The organism is Streptomyces sp. NPDC104096, assembly GCF_055584385.1.
Genome location: NZ_JBVJMD010000004.1, coordinates 15,521 through 38,194, shown reverse-complemented (window position 1 = coordinate 38,194; position 22,674 = coordinate 15,521). Strand labels below are relative to the sequence as shown.

The following is a 22,674-nucleotide window of genomic DNA, read 5'->3' as shown; positions in this document are numbered from 1 at the left end:
GGTCGGCGACGGCTGCGGGACTCCTCGGGTGTTCCTTCGGGACTGCGATGTCTACCGCACGGTAACGTCTGGCGGCCCGCCGGTGGAACGTCCCACGCGGGAGCCGTCGGTGACCGGTGCGGCGACCGCGAGGGTCCGGCCCTCGTACGGCTCGACAGCGGCGGCCGGCGCCGTCAGACGTCTGCCGACCCGGGGCCGAGGGGCGATCAGCGCCCCGGCGGACGCGAAGAGGGCGCCTTCCCGGTGCGTCACGCACCGGGAAGGCGCCCTCTTCGCCGTGGTCCGGGCCGTCGCGCCGGTCGGCACCGGCGGGTGCGCGCCCGCCGATGCGACCGTGGGCCGGGGTCCGTCAGTTCGGTGGGGTGTCCGGGCCCGCGCACGGTCCCTTGTCCGGCAGGTGCGCCTCGGCCCACTGGCGCAGTTCCTCCAGGGCGGGTTCCAGCGCCGCCCCGGCCGAGGTGAGCCGGTAGGAGACCCGCAGCGGCGGTCCCTCGTCGACCTCGCGCACGACGAGCCCGGCGACGCCGAGCTCCGTCAGCCGGTCCGACAGCATGCGTTCGCTGATGCCCGGGACGGCCCGGCGCAGGTCGGCGAAGTACGTCGGGCCGTTCAGCAGGACGGACACGATCGGCCCCGTCCACCGCTTGCCCAGCAGGCCGAAGACGCGCGTGATGCCGCCGTCCACCCGCGAGCAGGCCGCCGGGCTGTGCACCTGGCCGTGGGCCGCCTCGCGCTGTACCCCGTCGATCGCCATGGCCTCAGGATACCCGCCTCTCCGTGCGGGGATGAAAAATAGTAAGTGACTGTGTTATTCATAGGTAGGTACGAAACCTCAGCCCGCCTTCCGGGGTGGGCTCCACTCCTTTGGAGACACTCATGGCCACGTTGCTGCACATCGACTCGTCCGTTCTCCCGAACGAGGCGTCCGCGTCCCGTTCCGTCACGGACGCCTTCCGCAGGACCTGGGAGGAGCAGCACCCGGAGGGCAAGGTGATCTACCGCGACCTCGCCGCGCACCCCGTCCCGCACATCACCGCCGACGCCCACACGGCCGCCTTCGCCGACCCCGCCACGCACACGCCCGCACAGGCCGCCGCCCTCGCCGAGCGCGTCCGGCTGGTGGAGGAGCTGGAGCAGGCCGACGCCGTGGTGATCGGCGCCCCGATGTACAACCTCGCGATCCCCTCGACCCTCAAGGCGTGGCTGGACAGCGTGATCATGGTCGGCCGCACCGCGATGAACGAGGAGTCGAAGATCAAGGGCACCCCCGTGACCGTGGTCGCCAGCCGCGGCGGCGCCTACGGACCCGGCACCCCGCGCGAGGGCTTCGACCACGTGCAGAACTATCTGGAGGCCGTGCTGCGCGACATGCTCGCCCTGGACGTCGACTTCATCGTCCCCGAGCTCACCATGGCCCCGCACAACCCGGCGATGGCCGAGCTGGTCCCGCTGTTCGAGGCCTCCCGCGAGCGCGCCCACCAGGACGCGGCCGTCAAGGCCAAGGGGGTGGTGGAGCGCCTCGCGGCCTGACCCGGCCGGGGTGTTACGTTCGACCGCATGGCTCTGCGCAACGCGGTGATGGCCGCGCTCCTGGAGGGCGAGGCGTCCGGGTACGACCTCGCGAAGGGCTTCGAGGCCTCGGTCGCCAACTTCTGGATGGCCACCCCGCAGCAGATCTACCGGGAACTGGAACGCATGGCGGGCGAGGGGCTCGTCGCCGCACGGGTCGTGGAGCAGGAGCGCCGGCCCAACAAGCGGCTCTTCTCGCTCACCGACGCCGGGCACGGCGCCGTCCGCGCCTTCCTCGCGGAGGGCTCCGCCAAGCCGCTGGCGATCCGGGACGAACTGCTGGTCAAGGTGCAGTGCGTCGATCTGGGCGACCCGGGCGACGTCGACGCCGTCCGCGCCGAGATCGTACGGCGCGGCGAACGGTCCGCCGCCAAACTCGCCCGCTACGAACGGGCCCGGGAACGGCTGCTGGCCGGGCGGACCGAGGAGGAGTACTGCGGCACGGGCGAGCGCATCGGCCCCTACCTCACCCTTCAGGCGGGCCTGGCGCTGGAGCGCGCCAACCTCCAGTGGGGCGAGCTGGCCCTGCGGCTGCTCGCCCGGCGCACCGCGCGGACCGGCACGCCGGTGGGGGGCTGATCCCGGCAGGCGGACCTGCCGGGGCCGGCCGCCCCCGGTCGGCTCCCGTCAGTTCTTGCGGGCGGCGGCGTCCGCGCGCATCATCACGCAGTCGAACTCGATCACCCGGCCGGTGTCGGCCTCGCGGGTCACCGGGTACATCCCGGTGATCCCGAAGCCGGCGGCCTCGTAGACGCCGATCGCCTCGGTCATCGGCGGGCTGCCCTCGTACAGTCGCAGCAACGCGACCTCCGACTGGAGTCCCACGAACTCCGCGACGCGGTCGCCGCCGCCGGCGAACACCTCCAGGTCGTATCCCTGGGTGTCCATCTTCAGGAACGGGCGGGGCGTGTCGATGCCGTCGAGCGCCTTCTCCATCATCGAGTCCAGACGCCGGATCTGGATCTCCTCGGTGTCGCTCTTCCTGAACCGGACGTAGCGGCCCTTGCCGTAGTCGCTGGGCGGGAGCAGCGAGTTCATGGTGTTCCAGCCCGTGTGGATGGTGCTCGTGGTGTCCTCACGGCCGAGGCCGTACGAGTACACCCACCAGTCCGGGTCGTCCGCGGCGGCCTTCTCCAGCGTGGCGAAGTGCTCGGCGGTGGGCTCGAAGGAGACGATGCGGCCGGTGTAGCCGAAGCGGCGCAGCCGCCGGGCGTACTGGCCCCGGTTGGCCCCCACGTCGAACACGCAGTTCACTCCGTACAGCTCCAGCATCCCGGCCACGTGCTGGTGGCAGAGGTACTCGGCCGCCGCGAGCTGCAGCTTGCGTTCGTCGTTCCCGGCCGCCGGGTCCAGCAGCAGGCTCGCCCCGCTGTCGCCGAGGCGGACGGCGGTCGACTGCCCGACGCTCTCCTCCTGCTGGACGCCCGACGTTCGGCGCCGCACGACCCAGGCGTCCGCGCCGGCACCGGCCACCGTGTAGCGGCCGTTGTCCCTGGCGAGCACGTCCGCACCCGGCCCCAGGGGGATCCGGATCCGCCCTCCGCGCCGGGAGACCACAGCGGTGCCGGGGCCGAGATCGGTCACCTGAAGGCCCAGTCGGGGCATCAGTTTCAGCAGTCTTCGGTAAGCGGTCTGCATCGCCTCACCCTTGCAGACGGGGCGGTCGGCCATCACCCCTATGAATAAGATTTGTCCCTCCGATGAACGACACCTGACCGGCCCCGTCCGATGCCGCCCGCCGCTGTCGCCGCACCCGGTGTCGCTTGCCTTCGAGAGCGCTCGAAGGCCTAGCGTCGTCAGGGTCGGCGGAGATCCGGGCGAGCGGAGACGGACATGCATGCGGGTGTGCACATCAACCGGTTCGACCACTCCGGGGGCGGGCCCGCGCTCGGGGCCGAGCTCGCCGCGACGGGGGCCGCGGCCGAGGCGGCGGGGGTCGGCTGGCTGTCGGTCATGGACCACTACTTCCAGATGGAGTTCAACGGCGGCGTCGAGGACCCGATGCTGGAGGCCTACACGACGCTCGGCTACCTCGCCGGGCACACCTCCACCGTGCGGCTGGGCGCGCTCGTGACCGGCGTGACCTACCGGCACCCCGGACTGCTCGCCAAGATCGTCACCACGCTCGACGTGCTCTCCGGCGGCCGGGCCGCCCTGGGCATCGGCGCGGCCTGGTACGACCGGGAGCACGAGGGGCTAGGGGTGCCGTTCCCGCCGGTCGCGGAGCGGTTCGAGCGGCTGGAGGAGACGCTGCGGATCTGTCTGCGGATGTGGGACCCGCGGGACGACGGCCCGTTCGAGGGCAGGCACTACAAGCTCGCCGAGACCCTGTGCGTGCCGGCGCCGGTCAGCGCGCCGCACCCGGAGATCATGATCGGCGGCGGTGGCGAGCGCAAGACGCTGCGGCTGGTCGCCCGGTACGCCGACGCCTGCAACCTGATCGCGGAGTCGCCCGAACAGATCCGGCACAAGCTCGACGTGCTGCGCGAGCACTGCGACGCCGAGGGGCGCGACCCCGCGACGATCCGCAGGACGATCGCGTACACCGGGGAGTCGGCCACCACGGGCGACCTCGACGCCTTCCTGCGCGACATCCGCGGCTACGCGGGGCTCGGCATCGACACCGTGATCCTCGCGCCGCGACTGGGCGAGCCCGCCGCCTGGATCGAGAGCTTCGTGGCCCCGGCCGTACGCCATCTGGCCGAACTCGACTGACGTACGCGCAACCGCCCGGCCGCGGTCGCGGTTCCAGGTCGCGGGATCAGGTGCTGCCGAACGCGAGGGGCGCAGGGGGCGGTCCCGCGGGGTGACGCGCGAGAGGGGCCGGGCCACCGGGCTCCGGCCCCCCTCGACGGGAGTGTCGACCGCGGTCAGGCGGCGACGGACGCGCCGGCGTGACCGTGCAGACGGGCGATGACGTCGGTCAGCTGGGCGGCGACCTCGGCGTCGTCGACCGGGTGGGTCTCGGCGAAGCGGACGACGGAGCCCGGGATGGACAGCTTGACGTCCTCGAGCACCTTGGCGCCCGCGATGCCCGCGGCCTTGCGGGTCTCGTCCTGCGCCCACACGCCGCCGTACTGGCCGAAGGCGGTGCCGACCACGGCGACGGGCTTGCCGTTGAGGGCGCCGGCGCCGTACGGACGGGACAGCCAGTCGATGGCGTTCTTCAGGACGGCCGGGATGGTGCCGTTGTACTCGGGCGAGAACAGCAGGAGCGCGTCGGCCTCCTGGGCGGCGGCGCGCAGCTTGGCGGCGGCGGCCGGGACGCCGCCCTCGACGTCGATGTCCTCGTTGTAGAACGGGATCTCGGCCAGGCCTTCGTACAGCTCGACCTCGGCGCCCTCGGGAGCCAGCTTGACGGCCGCCTCGGCGAGCTGACGGTTGTGCGAACCGGCGCGGAGGCTACCGACGAGCGCGAGAATACGGACAGACATGCGAACTCCCAGGATGCTGAAACACTGACGAAACAATCCGGACCGAGGTCCGTTTATGGGTACCACTGTAACCGGACCGCGGTCCACTTCATTCCGGATGCTTTACGCTGAGTTCATGTCCGGAACCCTGCCTCCCCTCGCGAAACCGGAATTCCCGGTCGGAGAGCCCGAGTTGCTCCAGCTCGGCACCGCGCAGGACGAGCCGTGCCTGCGCGCCGACGCCGCGCGCAACCGGGCCCGGCTGCTGGACGCGGCCGCACGCCTGATCGCGGAGCACGGGGCCGCGGGCGTCACGATGGAGGCGGTGGCCGCGGAGGCCTCCGTCGGCAAGGGGACGGTCTTCCGCCGCTTCGGCGACCGCACCGGTCTGCTCACGGCGCTGCTCGACCACTCCGAGAAGAAGTTGCAGGCCGCGTTCCTCTGCGGACCGCCGCCGCTGGGCCCCGGGGCGCCCCCGGCGGAGCGGCTGCGGGCGTTCGGCTGCGCGCTGCTGCGCCGCTCGGTGGACGAACTGGATCTGCAACTGGCGGCCGAGCCGAGCGCCGAGCGCCGGTTCTCCGTACCGGCCCGGCAGGTGCAGCACGCTCATGTCGCCATGCTGCTGCGGCTGGCCGTGCCGGCCGCGGACACCGAGATGCTCGCCCACACCCTGATGGCCCAGCTCAGTCCGGCGCTGATCCACCATCTGACCCGGCAGTGCGGTATGTCCCTGGAACGTATCGAGGCGAACTGGGCGGATCTGGTGACACGCGTCACGGAGTGAAACCGTCCGGACACCCGCACGTTGTTGCACAGTGAACGGCCGTCCCCCGCTCGGGCCCCGCGCCCATGCCTCTGCCAAGATGCGGTACCTCATGGTGCAGATACCGAAATCGACCACGCCCGCGCTGCCCGCACCGCGCTCCGTGCCCACGAGCGCCGACGTGGCCAGACTGGCCGGCGTCTCGCGCGCGACCGTCTCCTACGTCCTGAACAACACCAGTGCCGTGCGGATCAGCGAACCCACCCGCCGCCGCGTCCACCAGGCCGCGAAGGAACTGGGGTACGTCCCGCACGCGGCCGCCCGCAGCCTGCGCGCCGGGCACAGCCGCATGGTGCTCATGCCCGCACCGGCCGTCCAGGCGGGCCCGCTCTACAGCCAGTTCCTGAACGACCTCCAGTGGGCGCTCGGCCGGCTCGACTACACGGTCGTGCAGTACGGCAGTGTCGGGTTGCACGGCGACGAGGCCGCCCGCGCCTGGGCCGAGCTCCGGCCGGTCGCCGTCCTGGTGCCCGGCGTCGAACTCGGCCCGGCCGGCGTGGCGGTGCTCAAGCGCTCCGGCGCCCGGGCCGTGGTCACCCTCGGTTCCGAACCTGTCGAGGGCGCCCACGCCCTGCTCATGGACCACGAGGGGGTCGGCCGGGCCGCCGGTGCGCACCTGTACGCCCGTGGCCGTCGTCGGGTCGGCGTCGTCGTCCCCGAGGAGCCCGGCCTGGAATCGCTCTCCCGGCTCCGCCTCGCCGGGGTGCGCGACGCGCTGGCGGGCACCGACGCCGTCGTCACCGAACTGCCCCTCGCCTACGAGGAGGAGTCCGCCGCCCGACTCGCCGCCCGCCGGCGGGAGCTGGGCCTGGACGCCGTGTTCACGTACAACGACGAGTACGGGATGCTGCTGATGCGCGCCCTCCAGGACGACGGTGTGCGCATCCCGGCGGAGACGGCCGTCATCGGCGCCGACGACCTGATGCTCGGCCGGCTGCTGCGGCCCCGGCTGAGCACGGTCCACATCGAGCTGCCGTCCGGCCGTGAGCTCGCCGAACTGGTCGACCGCGCCGTGCGCGACCCCGGCGCGGCGCCCGGGACGCACCAGGTCCTCGGTTCCTCGGTGGTGCACCGCGAATCCAGCTGAGGCGAAGACGCTGCCCGCGTCTGCGGCCGGATCCGCCGGACAGGCCCTAGGATGTTGCGCGCTCAACCAGATGGGGATGTGTTCGACCACCGGACGCGGCTCGCGCGGCTGCGCCGGATCACCGCGCCCCGCCGCACGGCCGCCCCACCGGCCGTGTCCCGCCACGCGGCCGCCGACACCGGCCGCGTACCGCACGGGACTCCCGCCCCGAGTCCCGCCGGTCACGAACGGAGAGCCGCCATGCCGTTGCTCGACCCCAGGACCTGGCAGGCCCGGACCCTGACGGGACCCGAGTACGCCGTCACCGAGCCCGCCACCGGCGACCGGCTCGGCACGGTCGCCCTGGCCACCGCCGAGGACGTCCGCGCCGCCGCGGCCGACGCCCGCGCCGCCCAGCGGGAGTGGGCGCGCGTGCCGCACTTCGTGCGCGCCGGGGTGCTGCGCAAGGCGGGCGACCTGTTCACGGCGCACGCGGACGAGCTGCGGGAGTGGCTCGTCCGTGAATCGGGGTCGATCCCCGGCAAGGCCGACTTCGAGCTGCACGTCGCCGCGCAGGAGTGCTACGAGGCCGCCGCGCTGGCCTCCCGTCCGGCCGGACAGGTGCTGCCCAGCGAGGGGCCCCGGCTGTCGTACACACGGCGCGTCCCGGTCGGCGTGGTGGGCGTGATCGCCCCGTTCAACGCCCCGCTGATCCTCTCCATCCGTTCCGTCGCCCCGGCCCTGGCGCTCGGCAACGCGGTCGTCCTGAAGCCCGACCCGCGCACCGCGGTCTGCGGCGGCCTCGCCCTTGCCGCGGTCCTCGCGGCGGCGGGCCTGCCCGAGCACCTGCTGGCGGTGCTGCCCGGCGGCCCCGAGGCCGGCCAGGCGCTGGTCGCCGACCCGCAGGTGCCGGTGATCTCCTTCACCGGCTCCACCGCGGCCGGCCGCGCCGTCGGCGAGGCGGCCGGCCGGCACCTGAAGCGGGCCCACCTGGAACTCGGCGGCAACTCCGCCCTGGTCGTGCTGGAGGACGCCGACCTGGACGCGGTGATCTCCACGGCGGCCTGGGGCTCGTTCTTCCACCAGGGCCAGATCTGCATGACGACCGGCCGCCACCTCGTGCACCACTCCCTGTACGCGGAGTACGTCGAGCGGCTCGCCGCCAAGGCCGACGCCCTCGCGGTCGGCGACCCGCACCGCGCGCAGGTCCACCTCGGCCCGCTCATCGACGGCACCCAACTCGCCAAGGTGCACGCACTGGTGGAGTCGAGCACCGCCGGGGGCGCCAAGCTCGCCGCGGGCGGGACGCACGAGGACCTCTTCTACCGGCCGACCGTCCTCGCGGACGTCGACGACCACACCCCCGCCTACGCGCAGGAGGTCTTCGGCCCGGTCGCACCCGTACGGTCCTTCGCCACCGCCGACGAGGCGGCCGCGCTCGCCGCCGCGAGCCCCTACGGCCTCTCCCTGGGCATCGTCACCCGCGACGCAGCCCGCGGCCTGGACCTCGCCGAGCGCATCCCGACCGGCATCGTCCACATCAACGACCAGACGGTGAACGACGAGGCCGTGGCGCCCTTCGGCGGCATCGCCGCGTCCGGCACCGGCGCCCGCTTCGGCGGCGAGGCCAACCTGGAGGCCTTCACCGACGTGCGCTGGACGACGGTCCGCGGCGACGTGGCGCCGTACCCGTTCTAAGTGCCGCGGCGCCCGGACCCACCGACGACGGGAGGCGGCGCCCGGACCCGGGCTCAGGGGCGGCACGAGGTGTCGCCCGGACCCGGGCTCACGGCCGAGGGGCGTGTCGCCCGGACCCGGACCCACGCCCGGGCCCGAGGGCGACAAGCGGCGTCGTCCGGACCCGGACTACTCGCCCTTGGGCCCGGACCCCGCCTGCTGCTCGGCGATGCTCTTGCGCACCTCGTCCATGTCCAGCTTCCGGGCCTGCCCGATCAGGTCCGCGAGCGCGGGCTCCGGCAGCGCGCCCGGCTGGGCGAAGACGGCGACCTGGTCGCGGACGATCATCAGCGTCGGAATGGACTGGATGCCGAAGGCGGCGGCCAGCTCGGGCTGCGCCTCGGTGTCGATCTTGCCGAAGACCAGGTCCGGGTTGGCCTCGGCCGCCTTCTCGTACACCGGTGCGAACTGACGGCACGGCCCGCACCAGGCAGCCCAGAAGTCGATGAGGACGAACTCGTTCTCCGTGACCGTCTGGTCGAAGTTCTCCTTGGTGAGCTCCACGGTGGTGCTCATGCGCGCATCCCTCTTTCCGGTGTGGGGGCCAGGCCGTCCGCACAACACGGCCGCACGGGAGGGTATTCCACCGCCGCCCGGCACACCCGTCCATGTGGCCACCCCGCACCCCACCCCGCAGACTGTGTGCCATGACGGAAACGGAATCCATCGCGTACGACGTCGTGGTGCTCGGGGCCGGGCCCGTGGGGGAGAACGTCGCCGACCGCACCCGCGCGGCCGGCCTGTCCACCGCGGTCGTGGAGAGCGAACTGGTCGGCGGCGAGTGCTCCTACTGGGCCTGCATGCCCAGCAAGGCCCTGCTGCGCCCGGTCATCGCCCGCGCCGACGCCCGCCGCGTGCCCGGTCTGCGCCAGGCGGTGCAGGGCCCCCTCGACGCGGCCGCGGTCCTCGCCCACCGCGACTACTTCACCTCCGACTGGAAGGACGACGGCCAGGTCGGGTGGCTGGAGGGGACCGGCGCCGTGCTGTACCGCGGACAGGGCCGCCTGGCCGGACCCCGGACGGTCACCGTGACCGGCCCGGAGGGCGAGCGGCACGTGCTCACCGCCCGGCACGCCGTCGCCGTGTGCACCGGCACCCGCGCCCTGCTGCCCGGCCTGCCGGGCCTCGCCGAGGTCCGGCCCTGGACCAGCCGCGAGGCCACCAGCGCGCACGCGGTCCCGGGACGGCTCGTGGTGGTGGGCGGAGGCGTCGTCGCCACCGAGATGGCCACCGCCTGGCAGGCCCTCGGCTCCCAGGTGACCCTCCTCGTCCGCGGCGCGGGCCTGCTCGCCCGCATGGAGCCGTTCGCGGGCGAACTGGTCGCCGACGCGCTCACCGAGGCGGGCGCCGACGTCCGCACCGGCACCGCCGTGAAGTCGGTGACCCGCGAGAACGGCACGGTCGTGGTCGTCACCGACAGCGGCGACCGCATCGAGGCCGACGAGATCCTCTTCGCCACCGGCCGCGCCCCGCGCACCGACGACATCGGCCTCGACACCATCGGCCTGGAGCCGGGCTCCTGGCTGCCGGTCGACGACAGCCTCCGGGTCACCGGGAACGACTGGCTGTACGCCGTCGGTGACGTCAACCACCGCGCCCTGCTCACCCACCAGGGCAAGTACCAGGCCCGGATCGCGGGCGCCGCGATCGCCGCCCGCGCCGCCGGCACCCCCCTGGACACCAGCGCCTGGGGAGCCCACTCCGCCACGGCCGACCACGGCGCCGTCCCCCAGGTCGTCTTCACCGACCCGGAGGCCGCGGCGGTCGGCCTGTCCCTGGCGGAGGCCGAGCAGACCGGCCGGCGCGTGCGCGCGGTCGACGTGGACATCTCCTCGGCGGCCGGCGCGGGCCTGTACGGCGACGGCTACCGGGGCCGCGCCCGCATGGTCGTCGACCTCGACCGCGAGACCCTCCTCGGCGTCACCCTCGTCGGCCCCGGCGTCGGCGAGCTGATCCACTCGGCGACGATCGCCGTCGCCGCGGAGGTGCCGATCGCCAGGCTCTGGCACGCGGTCCCGTCGTACCCCACGATCAGCGAGGTGTGGCTGCGCCTGCTGGAGGCCTACCGGGGCTGACCCGGCCGTTCCGGGGCCCGGCCCGGGCCCCGGAACACGCACCCGGCAGTCCTCCGCCCCTGCTCAGCCGGGCAGCTCGAACCCCAGGGCCTTCGCCGCCGCCTCGGGCGTGGCGCCCGCCCAGCGCTCCAGCATCGCCCGGTTCGACGACAGCGAGCGCGGCTCCGCCCGGTCCAGGTAGAGCATCCCGTCCAGATGGTCCGTCTCGTGCTGCACGATCCGGGCGGGCCAGCCCGTGAACACCTCGTCCAGCGCCCGGCCGTGCTCGTCCTCGCCCGTCAGCCGCACCTCGGCGGCCCGCGCCACCACCGCCTGCCAGCCGGGCACGCTCAGACAGCCCTCGAAGAACCCGGCACGGGCCGTTCCGACGGGCGCGTACGACGGATTGACCAGCACCCGGAACGGCAGCGGCACCCGGCCCCGGGCCAGCCGGACCTCCTCGGACACCGGCGCCGGGTCCTCGATCACCGCGATCCGCAGCGGCACGCCCACCTGCGGTGCCGCCAGCCCGACCCCCGGCGCCGCCCGCATGGTGACGCGCAGCGCCTCGACGAAACGCGCCAGCAGCGCGGGCCCCAGCTCGCCCTCGTAGCGCCCGGTGCCGGCCCGCAGCACCGGGTCGCCGGCCGCGACGATGGGCAACGGACCGTCGGTGGCGAGGAGTTCCTCCACCAGTTCGACAAGGGCAGTGCGATCGCTCGGAGATGCCATCGAGCCAGCATGCCACGGCCCCGCGCGAGCGACGGCATTCGCCTGTGACACACGCCACTTGACGCCCGGGGAACTCGGCCGGACCCGTCACCGACTACTGGACCGCCACGCTCACCGCCCTGGCAGCCCACGTCCCCGACCGCCGGAGAAGCCGCCGATGTCCACCGCTCCCTCGACCACCACGGACGAGGCCCCGCAATCCGCTCCACCCGCGTCGTCCCCCCGCGGGTGGGCCACACTGCGCCCGCTGGTCCTGCGACTGCACTTCTACGCGGGCGTGCTCGTCGCCCCGTTCCTGCTCGTCGCCGCGGTCACCGGCCTGCTGTACGCCGGCTCGTACCAAGCCGAGAAGCTCCTGTACGCCCACGAGATGACCGTGCCCGTCGGCGACGCCGAACTGCCGATCTCCGCACAGGTGGCCGCGGCCCGCAAGGCGCACCCCGAGGGCACCGTCACGGCGGTACGGCCCTCGCCGGCGCCCGACGCGACCACCCGGGTGCTGCTCTCCGGCGTCGAGGGCGTCGGCGCCGACCACACCCTCGCCGTGTTCGTGGACCCGTACACCGGCAAGGTGCGCGGCGCCCTCGAACAGTACGGCTCGTCCGGCGCGTTGCCGCTGCGCACCTGGATCAGCGAACTCCACCGCAACCTCCACCTGGGCGAGACCGGCCGCCTCTACAGCGAGCTCGCCGCGAGCTGGCTGTGGGTGGTCGCGCTGGGCGGCCTGGCGCTGTGGTTCTCGCGCCGCCGCGCGCTGCGCAAGGTGCGCGGCACCAGCGGGCGGCGTCGCACCCTGGGCCTGCACGGCACCGTGGGCGTGTGGGCCGCCGCCGGGTTCCTGTTCCTCTCGGCGACCGGTCTGACCTGGTCCACGTACGCCGGCGCCAACATCGACGAACTGCGCACCTCGCTCGGCCAGTCCACCCCCTCCGTCGCGACTGCCGCCGGCGGCGAACACGCCGGGCACGACGCGGCGGCCACCGCCGGCGGGGACGCCGGACACGGGGTCGGCCTCGACAAGGTGCTGGCCGCCGCGCGCGCCGAGGGACTCGGCGACCCGGTGGAGATCGTCCCGCCCGCGGACGCCTCCTCCGCGTACGTCGTCAAGCAGATCCAGCGAAGCTGGCCCACGAAGCAGGACGCGGTCGCGATCGACCCGGCGACCGGCGAGGTCACCGACGTGCTGCGGTTCGCGGACCACCCGGTGCTCGCCAAGCTGACCCGCTGGGGCATCGACCTGCACAGCGGGGCCCTGTTCGGGCTCGTCAACCAGCTCGCCCTGATGCTGCTCGCGCTCGCGCTGATCCTGCTGATCGTGTGGGGCTACCGCATGTGGTGGCAGCGCGGCCGCGGCTCGGCGTTCGGCCGTCCGGTACCGCGCGGCTCCTGGCAGCAGGTGCCGCCGTACGTGCTCGTCCCCGGCCTCGCGGCGGTCGCCGTCCTCGGCTACTTCGTGCCGCTGCTCGGCATCCCCCTGGTCTGTTTCGTCGCCGTCGACGTCGTGCTCGGCGAGATCGCGCACCGGCGGGGGAGGCGGACCTCGGGCGGCGGGGCGGCGGCCGGGTGACGCCGTAGCGGAATGGCGGCGGGGGCGCGCGGCGCGACTGCCGCCTGCCCCCGCCGCCTGCCCCCGCAGCCCGGGTCGGGCCGCCACCCTCCCGGGGGGCGGCCGCCCAGACCTGTCAGACCTGGTCGAAGTCGCCCGCCAGTGCCGAGGCGATCCGCAGGTGCGAGGCCGCCTCCTCGTGCCGGCCCTGGCGCTGGAGCGTGCGGCCCAGCATCAGCCGGGCGTAGTGCTCGACCGGGTCGCGGTCCACGATGACGCGCAACTCACTCTCAGCGCGGCGCAGTTGGGCCGAGTGGTAGTAGGCGCGCGCCAGCAGCAGCCGGGCCGCCGTCTGCTCGGGCACCTCCTCGACCAGTCCGCCCAGGACGCGGGCCGCCGTCGCGTACTCCTCGGCGTCGAAGAACATCCGCCCGCGCTCCCAGCGCTCCGCCGTCGTTCCGTGGTCGTAGTACGTCGTGTCCACTCGTGACCTCCTTCGGGGGCGAGAACGGCCAAGGGTTGTTGAATATTCCACTACGTCGGGCTCGCGGGTGCGGACGGCCGTCCTCGGCCCGGCGCACACGGGCGGACCGCCCCCGGCGGCCCGCGTGCCGGGAGCCGCATCCGGAAGCGAACCTCTACCTGACCGGGCGACAGCGCAGGCGACGGACTGACGGAGCGGGTCCGGCGGGGCTAGGTTGGGCGCCATGAGCAATCTTGACCGCGAGCCGGTTCCCGCCGTCTGCGGTGGCCGTGGGTTCGTCGTGGCGGAGCCGGTGCGCGAACTCCTCAGCCCTCGCCGCGTCCGGCTCGGCGAGTCCTCCGAGGTCCGCCGGCTGCTGCCCAACCTGGGCCGGCGCATGGTGGGCGCCTGGTGCTTCGTGGACCACTACGGCCCCGACGACATCGCCGACGAGCCCGGCATGCAGGTGCCCCCGCACCCGCACATGGGTCTCCAGACGGTGAGCTGGCTGCACGAGGGGGAGGTCCTGCACCGCGACTCCACCGGCAGCCTCCAGACGATCCGCCCCCGCGAACTGGGCCTGATGACCTCCGGCCGGGCCATCAGCCACTCCGAGGAGAGCCCCAGGTCGCACGCCCGCTTCCTGCACGGCGCGCAGCTGTGGGTCGCGCTGCCCGACAGCCATCGCCATGTCGACCCGCACTTCGAACACCACGCCGAGCTGCCGGTCGTCACAGCGCCGGGCCTGAAGGCCACGCTGGTCCTGGGCGGCCTCGACGGCGCGACCTCGCCCGGGACGGCGTACACCCCGATCACCGGCGCCGACCTGACCCTGGCCGCCGGCGCGGACGTACGTCTGCCGCTGGAGCCGGACTTCGAGTACGCGGTGCTGTCCATGTCCGGCGAGGCGCATGTCGACGGCGTGCCCGTGCTGCCCGGCTCGATGCTCTACCTCGGCTGCGGCCGCGCCGTACTGCCGCTGCGCGCCGAGTCGGACGCGGCGCTGATGCTCCTGGGCGGTGAGCCGTTCGAGGAGGAACTGGTCATGTTCTGGAACTGGATCGGCCGCTCCCAGGAGGAGATCGAACAGGCCCGCCGGGACTGGACGGAAGGCAGCCGCTTCGGCGAGGTGAAGGGCTACGACGGCGCTCCGCTGCCCGCCCCGGAGCTCCCTCCCTTGCCGCTGAAGCCGCGCGGACGGGTGCGCTGACCTGCGGAGGTGTACGACCGGCAATACTTCGGGCGGAAGCCTGAAGGCCTCCGCCCGAAGTGCATCCAGAGCGTCTCCGGGCGGGGTCATGTTCTTGTAGGCGCCGCTGAGTTCGTCCACCTAGACGTGGATTCCTGCCTCCTCCATGACCTCGCGGGTGCCGCCAGCGTCGGGGTTTCGTCCTCGGCGGCGACGAGGCCTTCGGCATGGCGGACGACGCGCACACCGCGTTCGTCGACCGTGCCAGGGGGATCGCCCGCGAGCTGGGCCGGCGGGTCGTGGCCTGGCAGGAGACCGCGCGTTCGGCCGTCGGCCCCGAGGAGGTCGTGCAGTACTGGATCGACGCGGCGGAGATGCGCGAGGCGATGGACTCCGGGGTCCTGGCGCGGATGATCCCCGCCGAGATGGCGGCGATCGTCGCCGAGACGATGGCGAAGGCCGAGCACGACGTCGACCGGGCGGCGGCCAAGGGCGCGCGCGTCCTGCTCTCACCCACCTCCCACCTCTACCTCGACCGCCCCTACGCCGAACCGTGCGCCGACCCCGACGGCGAGGCCCGGCGGGCCCGGGTGGGGCTGCCCGTCTACCCGCCGAAGACCGTCGAGCAGAGCTACGACTGGGACCCCGACCGCGCGCTCGCCGCCGCCACCACCGACGGCGAGGCCATCGCGGCCGGAGTCGAGGCCGCCGTCTGGTGCGAGACGGTCACCTCGGGCGAGGACCTCGAATTCCTGCTCCTGCCCCGCCTCGCCGGGGTCGCCGACCGCGCCTGGTCGCCGGCCGGAGCCGGGAACTGGGACGCCCACCGGGACCGGCTGGCCGTCCAGTCGGCGGCGTGGCACCGCCGCGGCTGGACCTGGTTCGCCTCCACCCTGGTCGACTGGCCCGCAGCGCGTCCGGCCGGGGGCGAACAGGCCTGAACGCCCGACCTCCGTCGTGAGCCGGTCCACTCCCGGCCCGCGACGGATCCCGGACCGGACGGCGTCGCCGCTCCTCGGACGGGCCGTCAGCAGGCGGCGGCCCGGCCGTGGCGCCGTCCGGTCGGGCGGCGTTTCGCCGTCGCCCCGGAAGGCTCCCGATGCCACCCGCACCGGGGGCCTTCCGAACCCCGCGTGCCGACCGAGGGTCGTGCGGACTCCGCGCACACGGGTGATGTGGAGTCATATATTCCTATAAAAACCCCTCTTGCTGGCATAGTGCGCTCATGGAGACCTCCGCTCCCGGCGACCACGACCGCCCGCCGCGCCCGGGCAGGCGCCGTCGTACGGCCTGGGTGCTCGCGCCGCCGGTCGCCGCCGGGATCGTCGGCGCGGTCGTCCTCGCCGGTCCCGCCCAGGACGGAGCCCACCGCTCCCCGGGCCGCCCCGGTCCCTCCACGGCCTCGTCCCTCGGTGCCCCGAAGGCCGAGGCCCCGTCCCCCGGCGCCGCGGGCATCGGCGACCCGCTCATGCCGCTCGCCGGCAACGGCGGCTACACGGTGCGCCGTTACGCGCTCGACTTCGACTGGCGGGCACCGCTGACCCCGTTCGAGGCCGCCGCCACCGTCAGCGCCACCGCCACGCAGGCCCTGTCCCGCTTCGACCTGGACTTCGCCGGGAACACGCTGCGCACCGTCACCGTCGACGGGACACCCGCCGACGCGGTACGCGACGGCGACGAACTCGTCGTCACCCCGGCCCGGCCGGTCCCCCGGGGCCGCGCGTTCACCGTCCGGGTCGCCTACACCGCCGATCCCACCCTCCAACGCCGCCGCTCGGACGCCATCACGCGCTACGGCTGGGTGCCCACCCCCGACGGCACCGTGCTCTACGCACAGCCCGACGGCGCCAAGATGATCTTCCCGGCGGACGACCACCCGAGCCTGCGGGCGCCCATCACCTTCCACATCACCACCCCGCCGGAGCTCAGCGCGGTGGCCAACGGCCGGCTCGTCGAGCGTGCCCGTCGGCCCGACGGACGGATCCGGTGGACGTACGACTCCGAACAGCCGGTCGCCGCCCAGCTGGTCCAGATGGCGATCGGCAAGTTCACCTTCGTCGACCGCACCGGCCCGCGCGGTCTGCCCCTGCGGGACGCGGTCCCCCGGAACCTGGTCGCCGACACCGAGGCCTACCGCTCACTCACCCCCGAACACCTGGCCTGGCTGGAGCGGCACCTCGGCCCCTTCCCGTTCGGCCGCTACGGCGTACTGGTCGGGGACACCGACCTTCCGGTGGCCCTGGAGTCGCAGTCGCTGGCCGTGCTGCCGCGGGCCGACCTGACGGGCGGCCGGGTCGACGCCGAACGCAACCTCGTGCACGAACTGACCCACCACTGGACCGGCGACAGCGTCGCCGTCCGGCGCTGGTCCGACCTGTGGCTGAGCGAGGGACACGCCCGTTACTACGAACGCCTCTACGCCGACACGCACGGCGGCGCCGACCTGGAGGACGTGATGCGGACGGCGTACGAGCGGCACGACCAGTGGCGCCACGACGACGGCGCACCCGCCGAACCCACCGAACCGTCCCTGTTCCGGCAGATCCGCTACGACGGTTCGGCGCTGGTGCTCTACGCCCTGCGGGAGGAGGTCGGCGAGGACGCCTTCGGCCGGATCGAACGGGCCTGGGTGACGACGTACCGGGGCAAGGCCGCCGGGACACGGGACTTCGTCGCACTCGCCTCGGCGGTCGCGGGCCGGGATCTGAAGCCCTTTCTGACGCCGTGGCTGTACGGGGCGCACACCCCGCCCATGCCGGGGCACCCCGACTGGCACGTCGACCCGGTCCAGGAGTGAGTGCCACGCCGCCCGCCCTGCCGCCGACCGGGTGGCCTGTGCCGGGGTGCTGGTCCACGTCGGTGACGGTTGGCGCGACGTGGCACGCCGGACACGGAAGCGTACGAGGGGTGGCGTGGAGGACAACTCCTTTGTCCTGGTTGCGACGAGCACGGTTGGAGTCCTTGCATGATGAGAAGACCTGCCGCCCCCCGTGTCCCCGGCGCGGTACGCAGGCATCGCCTGCTGATCTGCGTGACCGCGTCGGCGGCGCTCGTGGTGCCCCTGCTGACCGGCCGGCTGACGGACGGCCCGGACGACCGCCGCCTCCAGAACGAGTTCACCGACGCCGCCGACGCCTACCACGTGCCGCGCAACGTGCTCATGGGCGTGGCCTATCTCCAGTCGCGCTGGGATTCCCATCCCGGCGCGCCGAGCGTCGTCGGCGGCTACGGACCGATGCACCTGACGGACACCGCGCCACCGCGCCCGGCCGGCACCGCGCACGGCACCGTGGCGGCGGGACCGCCGGGCACGGACACGTCGACCCCCGCGCAGGACCGTTCCGCGCCGCCCGCGGACCTGCGCCGGGCCGCCCGACTGACCGGCGTTCCGGTGGAGAAGCTGCGTACCGACACCGCTGCCAATGTAAGGGCCGGAGCGGCACTTCTGGCGGAGACACAACGACAACTCGGCAAATCGCTCAGCGCCGACACCGGCGACTGGTGGGAGGCGGTGGCCCGCTTCCCGGGCGGCGGCGACAAGGCCACGGCGGCGACGTACGCCGACGACGTGTTCACGGTGATCCGCAAGGGCGCGCACCGCACCACCGACACGGGTCAGCGCGTCACCCTCCCCGCCTCGCCCGGTGTGCGCCCCCTCCGGCCGGTGAGACCCCCGCGGCCGAAGGAGGTCGAGTGCCCGGCGGAGCTGGACTGTTCCTGGCTGGCCGCGCCGTACGTCCAGGTCGACGGCGGGTACGGCAACCACGACCTGGCCGACCGGCCCCGGGACGAGAAGATCGAGTACATCGTCATCCACGACACCGAGGCGAACCTCCCGAGCATGTTCCAGACCGTGCAGGATCCGACGGAGGCGTCCTGGCACTACTCGATCCGCTCCAAGGACGGTCATGTCACCCAGCACATCAGGACCAGGGACATGGCCTGGCACTCCGGCAACCAGTTGGTCAACGCCCGCTCGATCGGCATCGAGCACGAGGGTTTCCTCACCCAGCCCGACACCTGGTACACGGAGCAGATGTACCGCTCGTCGGCCCGTCTGGTGCGCTACCTGGCGAAGAAGTACGGCATCCCGCTCGACCGGCAGCACATCTTCGGCCACGACAACGTGCCCGCGCCTACCGGCGGCAGCATCCCGAGCATGCACGACGACCCCGGCCCCTTCTGGGACTGGCGGCACTACTTCGACCTGCTCGGCGCGCCGCTGCGGGCCACCGGCGGCGAGCAGGGCGACATGGTGACGATCCTGCCCGACTTCGCCACCCACAAGCCGTCGTTCACCGGCTGCGCCGGCGACCACGACGACCACCTGCCGTGCGCGCCGCACGGATCCAGCGCCGTCCGGCTGCACACCGGGCCGTCCGAGAGCGCACCGCTGATCCAGGACCCGGGCCGGCACCCGGACGGCGCGGACTCCACGGAGGACGTCAACGACCTGGGGTCGCGGGTCTCCGCCGGACAGACCTTCGCGGTCGCCGAGCGCCGCGGCGACTGGACGGCGATCTGGTTCCAGGGCCGCGAGGGGTGGTTCAGGAACCCGAGGAACCACCCGACGGCCGTCGGCGCGGGCGGCCGGACGGTGACGCCGCGGGAGGGCCTGGACTCGATCCCGGTGTTCGGGCGCGCCCTGCCGGAGCCGGGCGCCTACCCGCAGGGGATGCAGGAGCCGACCCAGGCGCCGCTGCCCTACGAACTCCTCGCCGGCCAGCGGTATGTGACCCGCGCCAGCCTGGACGGCTCCTACGTCGACCGGTCGTCCTTCGTGGAGTCGCCGAGCCCCGTGGTGAAGGGCAGCGAGGAGTACTACGAGATCCAGTTCGGCCACCGGCTCGCCTACGTCCGGGCCGCCGACGTGGACGTGGTGGACGTACCGGTCGCGGCGGGGCCGGAGTCGGAGCCCGAGCCGAAGTCGGAGTCGGGACAGGGTGGACACGCCCGGCGCAAGTGAGCCGCGGGACGTCTCAGAGCTCCGAACAGCAGTGGGGCCGGGCGGGCGCCACTGCTGCTCGGAGCTCTCAGCGGGACCAGGGTCGGCGGGTCGCGGACCGGTGCCCACGGAGCGCGGGCCGGGCGGCGGGGCCACGCCGGTGCCGGTCAGCTCCGGCGCTTGGGGGTGGGGAACGACTGCTCGGTCCAGATCGTCTTGCCCTCGGCCGTGTACCGGGTGCCCCAGGCCTGGGCGAGCTGCGAGGCGATGAACAGACCCCGGCCGCCCTCGTCGACCGTACGGGCGTGGCGCAGATGCGGCGCGGCCGAGCCGGAGTCGCGCACCTCGCACGTCAGGCTGCGGTCGCTGACCAGGCGGACCTCGATCGGCGGGCTGCCGTACCGGATCGCGTTGGTGATCAGTTCGCTGACGATGAGTTCGGTGTTGAACGCCGTCTCCTGGTCGATCTGCCACCGGGCGAGCTGCCGGCGGGTGTTCCGCCGGGCCTGCGCCACCGTGGCCGGATCCGACTCGAACTCCCAGGTGGCGACCTGTTCGGGCGGGAAGGAGCGGACCCGCGCGACGATCACCGCGGCGTCCCCCGCCCCCATCCCGGCCGGCAGCGCGTACACGATGTCGTCGCAGAGGTCCTGGAGCGGCCGGTCGCGGTAGTCCGGCGACTGCCGCAGCGGACGCGAGGACTCCGCGAGGTACGAGGTCAGCAGCGGATCGCTGGTGAACACCAGGACGCTGCCGTCCGGCACCGCGAACTCCCCGGCGGCGAACGGCGAGTCCTCCTCGGAGCCCAGGGCGGGACCGGCCGGTGTGTCGGGGATGCTCACGGTGCCGTCGGGTTCGACGAGGACCGGTGCCAGCCGGCCCGCGCCCGCCATCGTGCAGGAGCCGGTCAGCGGGTCGTGGACCGCGTAGACGCAGTCGGCGGTGAGGGCCTCCCGGCGCATGGGATCGCCCAGCGGCAGGTTCGCCCGTTCGGTCGCCAGGTGCGCGGCCGTGTCGTACAGCCGGGCCAGCAGTTCGTCGGGGGAGAGGTCGAACGTGGACAACGAGCGCACCACCGTGCGCAACTGGCCCATGGTGGCGGCCGCGTTGAGGCCCCGCCCGGAGACGCTGCCGACGACGAGGGCGGTGCGGGCGCTGGACAGCGCGATGGTGTCGTACCAGGCACCGGGATCGGCACCGGTGACCGACAGGTACGCGGTCTCCAGCGAGGCCTGGCTCTCCGGGCTGCGGGGCAGCAGATGGCGCTGGACCGTCGCGGCCACGGTGTGCTCCCGGGCGTAGCGGCGCGCGTTGTCGATGCACAGCGTCGTGTGGGCGGCCAGCTCGACCGCGAGCCTGCGGTCGCCCTCGTCGAAGGGCCGCGAGCCCCCGGTGCGGTACAGGCTGACGAGTCCGAGGACGCTTTCGCGCAGGGTCAGGGGAACCGCGAGGAGGCTGTGGGACTTCGAGGAGAGGATGGCCTCGGCGCGCGCGGGGTCGAAGGCCAGCCAGGGGGCGTCGGGTCGCAGGGGGACCACCCGGGCGCGAAGATCGGCCAGGCACCTGGTGAACGGGGTGGGACCCGGCAGTCGCTGCACATCGCCCACCGGGTGGGCGATGGGAACGCCCTCGGCCGTGCTGCGGAAGGCGGCACGCAGCAGGGGGGTGCCCGCGGGCAGCGGGGCGAGCGGCGGCTCGTCGCCGCGGATCACCGCGTCGACCACCTCCACGATCGCCACGTCGGCGAACACGGGAACCACGGCGTCGACGAGCTCCTCGCAGGACACGGCCGGGTCCAGGGTCCGTCCCACGGTCCTGCGGACGGCGTCCAGCACCCGGGCCCGACCGCGCGCCCGCTCCCGTTCGGTGACGTCCACGGAGGTGACGGCCACGCCGAGCACCTTCCCCTCCGGGTTCTCCAGGCGCAGCACGGACACCTCGAAGTGCCCCTCCCGGGACGGGTCCCGCTTGAACCGGGCCCGCACGACCCGCTGGCGCACGGGGATCCCGGTCTCCAGCACCTCCACGAGGGCCAGTTCCACGTCGTCGTCCACGACGATGTCGTACGCGCTCCGGAACGACTGACCGACCATGCTTTCCACCGGGACGCCCCGCATGGAGGGCGTGGAGGTGTTGAGCCGCACCACCCGCAGGTCGGTGTCCAGCAGGTGCAGGCCGACGGGCGACCGGGTGAAGAGGGCGTCCAGCATCGAAGCAGCCCGCTCCTCCGCCTGCGGGTCCTCGTCGTCGTGCGCCACCGGAACCTCCTGCGGTCCGCCGTGTCCCTGGGCCGTCCGTGTTACCAGCGTGCAGGGTGATCGACGGCGGCGCATTCGGGGGCGCGGACCTCGGCGCACACCGGCGACGGCTCACCGCGCGGCCGGTCACCGTCCGTGACAGTGCCCAGCTCCGCGGCTCGCCGCCCCCGTGCGGGACATCCGCCGGACCGTCGGGCTCAGTGATCGGCCCGTACGGGATGCCGGCTCAGGATCGAGACCCGGTTGAACGCGTTGATGGTGATCGCGACCCAGAGCACCGCGGAGATCTGGTCGTCGGTGAGCGCCTCCCGGGCGGCGGCGTAGGCGGAGTCCTGGGCGGCGGTGTCGGCGGGGCTCGTCGTCGCCTCCGCCAGCGCGAGCGCCGCCCGCTCGGCGGGGGTGAACAGCCCGGTCTCCCGCCAGGCGGCCAGCACGCCCAGCCGCCGTGTCGTCTCGCCCGCGCGCAGGGCGGCCCTGGTGTGCACGTCGAGACAGAACGCGCAGCCGTTGATCTGCGACACCCGGAGGTTGACCAGCTCCACCAGGACGCGGTCGAGCCCCGCGTCGGCGGCCGTCGCGCGCACCGCGTCCGAGGTCTGCACCAGTGCGTGGTAGGCCTTGGGGCTCTGCTTGTCGAGGTAGATCCGCTGGGCCGGGGACCCCGGGGTGGGGCCCGGTATGGGGCTGCTCAACCTGCACTCCTTCAGGGGCCGTCGCCGGCGCCCGCGCTCCGTCGTGCACGTGCGTGTACGTGCGTGTGCCTGGGCTGTCATTGTCCTGTGATCGGGACCGTGATCGGGACCGTGATCGGGACCGTGATCGGGACAATTATGGTTGAATATGAAACTATCATGGTCGGAACGGACACCGCAGGACACG

20 protein-coding genes are annotated in these 22,674 nt (G+C 73.5%); 12 read left to right on the top strand and 8 right to left on the bottom strand.

Annotated elements, in window-relative coordinates:
• Positions 1–349: 349 nt before the first annotated feature.
• Positions 350–754, bottom strand: coding sequence for a winged helix-turn-helix transcriptional regulator (locus ACZ60B_RS06375; RefSeq protein ID WP_469384688.1), 405 nt, complete (start codon positions 752–754; stop codon positions 350–352).
• A 122-nt stretch (positions 755–876) separates the two neighbouring features.
• On the opposite strand from ACZ60B_RS06375, the gene ACZ60B_RS06370 reads away from it, so the two are divergent.
• Together ACZ60B_RS06370 and ACZ60B_RS06365 are read left to right on the top strand one after the other, a co-directional pair.
• Entirely contained in the window at positions 877–1,530 is a 654-nt protein-coding gene (locus ACZ60B_RS06370) for an FMN-dependent NADH-azoreductase (protein ID WP_469384686.1), read from the top strand.
• A gap of 27 nt (positions 1,531–1,557) precedes the next feature.
• Positions 1,558–2,148: a PadR family transcriptional regulator gene (locus tag ACZ60B_RS06365; protein WP_469384684.1), complete on the top strand. Its 591-nt coding sequence runs from the start codon at positions 1,558–1,560 to the stop codon at positions 2,146–2,148.
• A 48-nt stretch (positions 2,149–2,196) separates the two neighbouring features.
• Here ACZ60B_RS06365 and ACZ60B_RS06360 read toward each other — a convergent pair whose 3' ends face one another.
• The gene (locus ACZ60B_RS06360; RefSeq protein ID WP_469384683.1) at positions 2,197–3,207 is read right to left on the bottom strand and encodes an FkbM family methyltransferase; all 1,011 of its coding nucleotides are present in this window, start codon (positions 3,205–3,207) and stop codon (positions 2,197–2,199) included.
• Positions 3,208–3,402: 195 nt separating this feature from the next.
• Here ACZ60B_RS06360 and ACZ60B_RS06355 point away from each other — a divergent pair, with 195 nt between their 5' ends.
• Entirely contained in the window at positions 3,403–4,284 is an 882-nt protein-coding gene (locus ACZ60B_RS06355) for an LLM class F420-dependent oxidoreductase (protein WP_469384682.1), read from the top strand.
• A gap of 155 nt (positions 4,285–4,439) precedes the next feature.
• Here ACZ60B_RS06355 and ACZ60B_RS06350 read toward each other — a convergent pair whose 3' ends face one another.
• Positions 4,440–5,003: an NAD(P)H-dependent oxidoreductase gene (locus ACZ60B_RS06350; RefSeq protein ID WP_469384680.1), complete on the bottom strand. Its 564-nt coding sequence runs from the start codon at positions 5,001–5,003 to the stop codon at positions 4,440–4,442.
• Positions 5,004–5,118: 115 nt separating this feature from the next.
• Here ACZ60B_RS06350 and ACZ60B_RS06345 point away from each other — a divergent pair, with 115 nt between their 5' ends.
• The 3 genes from ACZ60B_RS06345 (at position 5,119) to ACZ60B_RS06335 (ending at position 8,569) form a co-directional block, all read left to right on the top strand.
• Positions 5,119–5,766 (top strand): TetR/AcrR family transcriptional regulator, encoded by a 648-nt coding sequence (locus tag ACZ60B_RS06345; RefSeq protein ID WP_469384678.1) that lies wholly within the window; start codon positions 5,119–5,121, stop codon positions 5,764–5,766.
• Positions 5,767–5,857: 91 nt separating this feature from the next.
• Positions 5,858–6,892 carry a LacI family DNA-binding transcriptional regulator gene (locus tag ACZ60B_RS06340; RefSeq protein WP_469384676.1) on the top strand — a complete coding sequence of 345 codons (1,035 nt, stop codon included), beginning with the start codon at positions 5,858–5,860 and terminating at the stop codon, positions 6,890–6,892.
• Between the two features lie 240 nt (positions 6,893–7,132).
• Positions 7,133–8,569, top strand: coding sequence for an aldehyde dehydrogenase family protein (locus tag ACZ60B_RS06335; protein ID WP_469384675.1), 1,437 nt, complete (start codon positions 7,133–7,135; stop codon positions 8,567–8,569).
• 168 nt (positions 8,570–8,737) lie between these two features.
• Here the strand turns inward: ACZ60B_RS06335 and trxA are convergent, their stop codons facing one another.
• Complete coding sequence (trxA, locus tag ACZ60B_RS06330) at positions 8,738–9,124, bottom strand: thioredoxin (protein ID WP_469384673.1); 387 nt, start codon at positions 9,122–9,124, stop codon at positions 8,738–8,740.
• A gap of 131 nt (positions 9,125–9,255) precedes the next feature.
• Between trxA and ACZ60B_RS06325 the strand changes: the two genes are divergently transcribed.
• Positions 9,256–10,683 carry a dihydrolipoyl dehydrogenase family protein gene (locus ACZ60B_RS06325; RefSeq protein WP_469384672.1) on the top strand — a complete coding sequence of 476 codons (1,428 nt, stop codon included), beginning with the start codon at positions 9,256–9,258 and terminating at the stop codon, positions 10,681–10,683.
• 63 nt (positions 10,684–10,746) lie between these two features.
• On the opposite strand, the gene ACZ60B_RS06320 is transcribed toward ACZ60B_RS06325, so the two are convergent.
• The gene (locus tag ACZ60B_RS06320) at positions 10,747–11,394 is read right to left on the bottom strand and encodes a peptide deformylase (protein ID WP_469384671.1); all 648 of its coding nucleotides are present in this window, start codon (positions 11,392–11,394) and stop codon (positions 10,747–10,749) included.
• Between the two features lie 157 nt (positions 11,395–11,551).
• On the opposite strand from ACZ60B_RS06320, the gene ACZ60B_RS06315 reads away from it, so the two are divergent.
• The gene (locus ACZ60B_RS06315; RefSeq protein ID WP_469384670.1) at positions 11,552–12,961 is read left to right on the top strand and encodes a PepSY-associated TM helix domain-containing protein; all 1,410 of its coding nucleotides are present in this window, start codon (positions 11,552–11,554) and stop codon (positions 12,959–12,961) included.
• A 115-nt stretch (positions 12,962–13,076) separates the two neighbouring features.
• On the opposite strand, the gene ACZ60B_RS06310 is transcribed toward ACZ60B_RS06315, so the two are convergent.
• Positions 13,077–13,424, bottom strand: coding sequence for a tetratricopeptide repeat protein (locus ACZ60B_RS06310; RefSeq protein WP_469384669.1), 348 nt, complete (start codon positions 13,422–13,424; stop codon positions 13,077–13,079).
• Positions 13,425–13,647: 223 nt separating this feature from the next.
• Between ACZ60B_RS06310 and ACZ60B_RS06305 the strand changes: the two genes are divergently transcribed.
• The 4 genes from ACZ60B_RS06305 (at position 13,648) to ACZ60B_RS06290 (ending at position 19,558) form a co-directional block, all read left to right on the top strand.
• A complete protein-coding gene (locus ACZ60B_RS06305) occupies positions 13,648–14,613 on the top strand; it encodes a pirin family protein (RefSeq protein WP_469384667.1) in 966 nt (321 codons plus the stop codon).
• A gap of 206 nt (positions 14,614–14,819) precedes the next feature.
• Complete coding sequence (locus ACZ60B_RS06300; protein WP_469384665.1) at positions 14,820–15,533, top strand: family 20 glycosylhydrolase; 714 nt, start codon at positions 14,820–14,822, stop codon at positions 15,531–15,533.
• A gap of 284 nt (positions 15,534–15,817) precedes the next feature.
• Positions 15,818–17,389 carry a M1 family metallopeptidase gene (locus ACZ60B_RS06295; protein WP_469384663.1) on the top strand — a complete coding sequence of 524 codons (1,572 nt, stop codon included), beginning with the start codon at positions 15,818–15,820 and terminating at the stop codon, positions 17,387–17,389.
• Between the two features lie 171 nt (positions 17,390–17,560).
• Entirely contained in the window at positions 17,561–19,558 is a 1,998-nt protein-coding gene (locus ACZ60B_RS06290) for an N-acetylmuramoyl-L-alanine amidase (protein ID WP_469385056.1), read from the top strand.
• A 146-nt stretch (positions 19,559–19,704) separates the two neighbouring features.
• On the opposite strand, the gene ACZ60B_RS06285 is transcribed toward ACZ60B_RS06290, so the two are convergent.
• Positions 19,705–21,747: a SpoIIE family protein phosphatase gene (locus tag ACZ60B_RS06285; RefSeq protein ID WP_469385054.1), complete on the bottom strand. Its 2,043-nt coding sequence runs from the start codon at positions 21,745–21,747 to the stop codon at positions 19,705–19,707.
• Between the two features lie 245 nt (positions 21,748–21,992).
• Positions 21,993–22,487: a carboxymuconolactone decarboxylase family protein gene (locus ACZ60B_RS06280; RefSeq protein WP_469384662.1), complete on the bottom strand. Its 495-nt coding sequence runs from the start codon at positions 22,485–22,487 to the stop codon at positions 21,993–21,995.
• Positions 22,488–22,674: the final 187 nt, after the last annotated feature.

What these genes read in the sequence shown, in the direction of transcription:
- ACZ60B_RS06375 (WP_469384688.1), bottom strand. Translation starts at nt 754, where the DNA reads ATGGCGATCGACGGGGTACAGCGCGAGGCGGCCCACGGCCAGGTGCAC.
- ACZ60B_RS06370 (WP_469384686.1), top strand. Translation starts at nt 877, where the DNA reads ATGGCCACGTTGCTGCACATCGACTCGTCCGTTCTCCCGAACGAGGCG.
- ACZ60B_RS06365 (WP_469384684.1), top strand. Translation starts at nt 1,558, where the DNA reads ATGGCTCTGCGCAACGCGGTGATGGCCGCGCTCCTGGAGGGCGAGGCG.
- ACZ60B_RS06360 (WP_469384683.1), bottom strand. Translation starts at nt 3,207, where the DNA reads ATGCAGACCGCTTACCGAAGACTGCTGAAACTGATGCCCCGACTGGGC.
- ACZ60B_RS06355 (WP_469384682.1), top strand. Translation starts at nt 3,403, where the DNA reads ATGCATGCGGGTGTGCACATCAACCGGTTCGACCACTCCGGGGGCGGG.
- ACZ60B_RS06350 (WP_469384680.1), bottom strand. Translation starts at nt 5,003, where the DNA reads ATGTCTGTCCGTATTCTCGCGCTCGTCGGTAGCCTCCGCGCCGGTTCG.
- ACZ60B_RS06345 (WP_469384678.1), top strand. Translation starts at nt 5,119, where the DNA reads ATGTCCGGAACCCTGCCTCCCCTCGCGAAACCGGAATTCCCGGTCGGA.
- ACZ60B_RS06340 (WP_469384676.1), top strand. Translation starts at nt 5,858, where the DNA reads ATGGTGCAGATACCGAAATCGACCACGCCCGCGCTGCCCGCACCGCGC.
- ACZ60B_RS06335 (WP_469384675.1), top strand. Translation starts at nt 7,133, where the DNA reads ATGCCGTTGCTCGACCCCAGGACCTGGCAGGCCCGGACCCTGACGGGA.
- trxA (WP_469384673.1), bottom strand. Translation starts at nt 9,124, where the DNA reads ATGAGCACCACCGTGGAGCTCACCAAGGAGAACTTCGACCAGACGGTC.
- ACZ60B_RS06325 (WP_469384672.1), top strand. Translation starts at nt 9,256, where the DNA reads ATGACGGAAACGGAATCCATCGCGTACGACGTCGTGGTGCTCGGGGCC.
- ACZ60B_RS06320 (WP_469384671.1), bottom strand. Translation starts at nt 11,394, where the DNA reads ATGGCATCTCCGAGCGATCGCACTGCCCTTGTCGAACTGGTGGAGGAA.
- ACZ60B_RS06315 (WP_469384670.1), top strand. Translation starts at nt 11,552, where the DNA reads ATGTCCACCGCTCCCTCGACCACCACGGACGAGGCCCCGCAATCCGCT.
- ACZ60B_RS06305 (WP_469384667.1), top strand. Translation starts at nt 13,648, where the DNA reads ATGAGCAATCTTGACCGCGAGCCGGTTCCCGCCGTCTGCGGTGGCCGT.
- ACZ60B_RS06300 (WP_469384665.1), top strand. Translation starts at nt 14,820, where the DNA reads ATGGCGGACGACGCGCACACCGCGTTCGTCGACCGTGCCAGGGGGATC.
- ACZ60B_RS06295 (WP_469384663.1), top strand. Translation starts at nt 15,818, where the DNA reads ATGGAGACCTCCGCTCCCGGCGACCACGACCGCCCGCCGCGCCCGGGC.
- ACZ60B_RS06290 (WP_469385056.1), top strand. Translation starts at nt 17,561, where the DNA reads ATGAGAAGACCTGCCGCCCCCCGTGTCCCCGGCGCGGTACGCAGGCAT.
- ACZ60B_RS06285 (WP_469385054.1), bottom strand. Translation starts at nt 21,747, where the DNA reads ATGCTGGACGCCCTCTTCACCCGGTCGCCCGTCGGCCTGCACCTGCTG.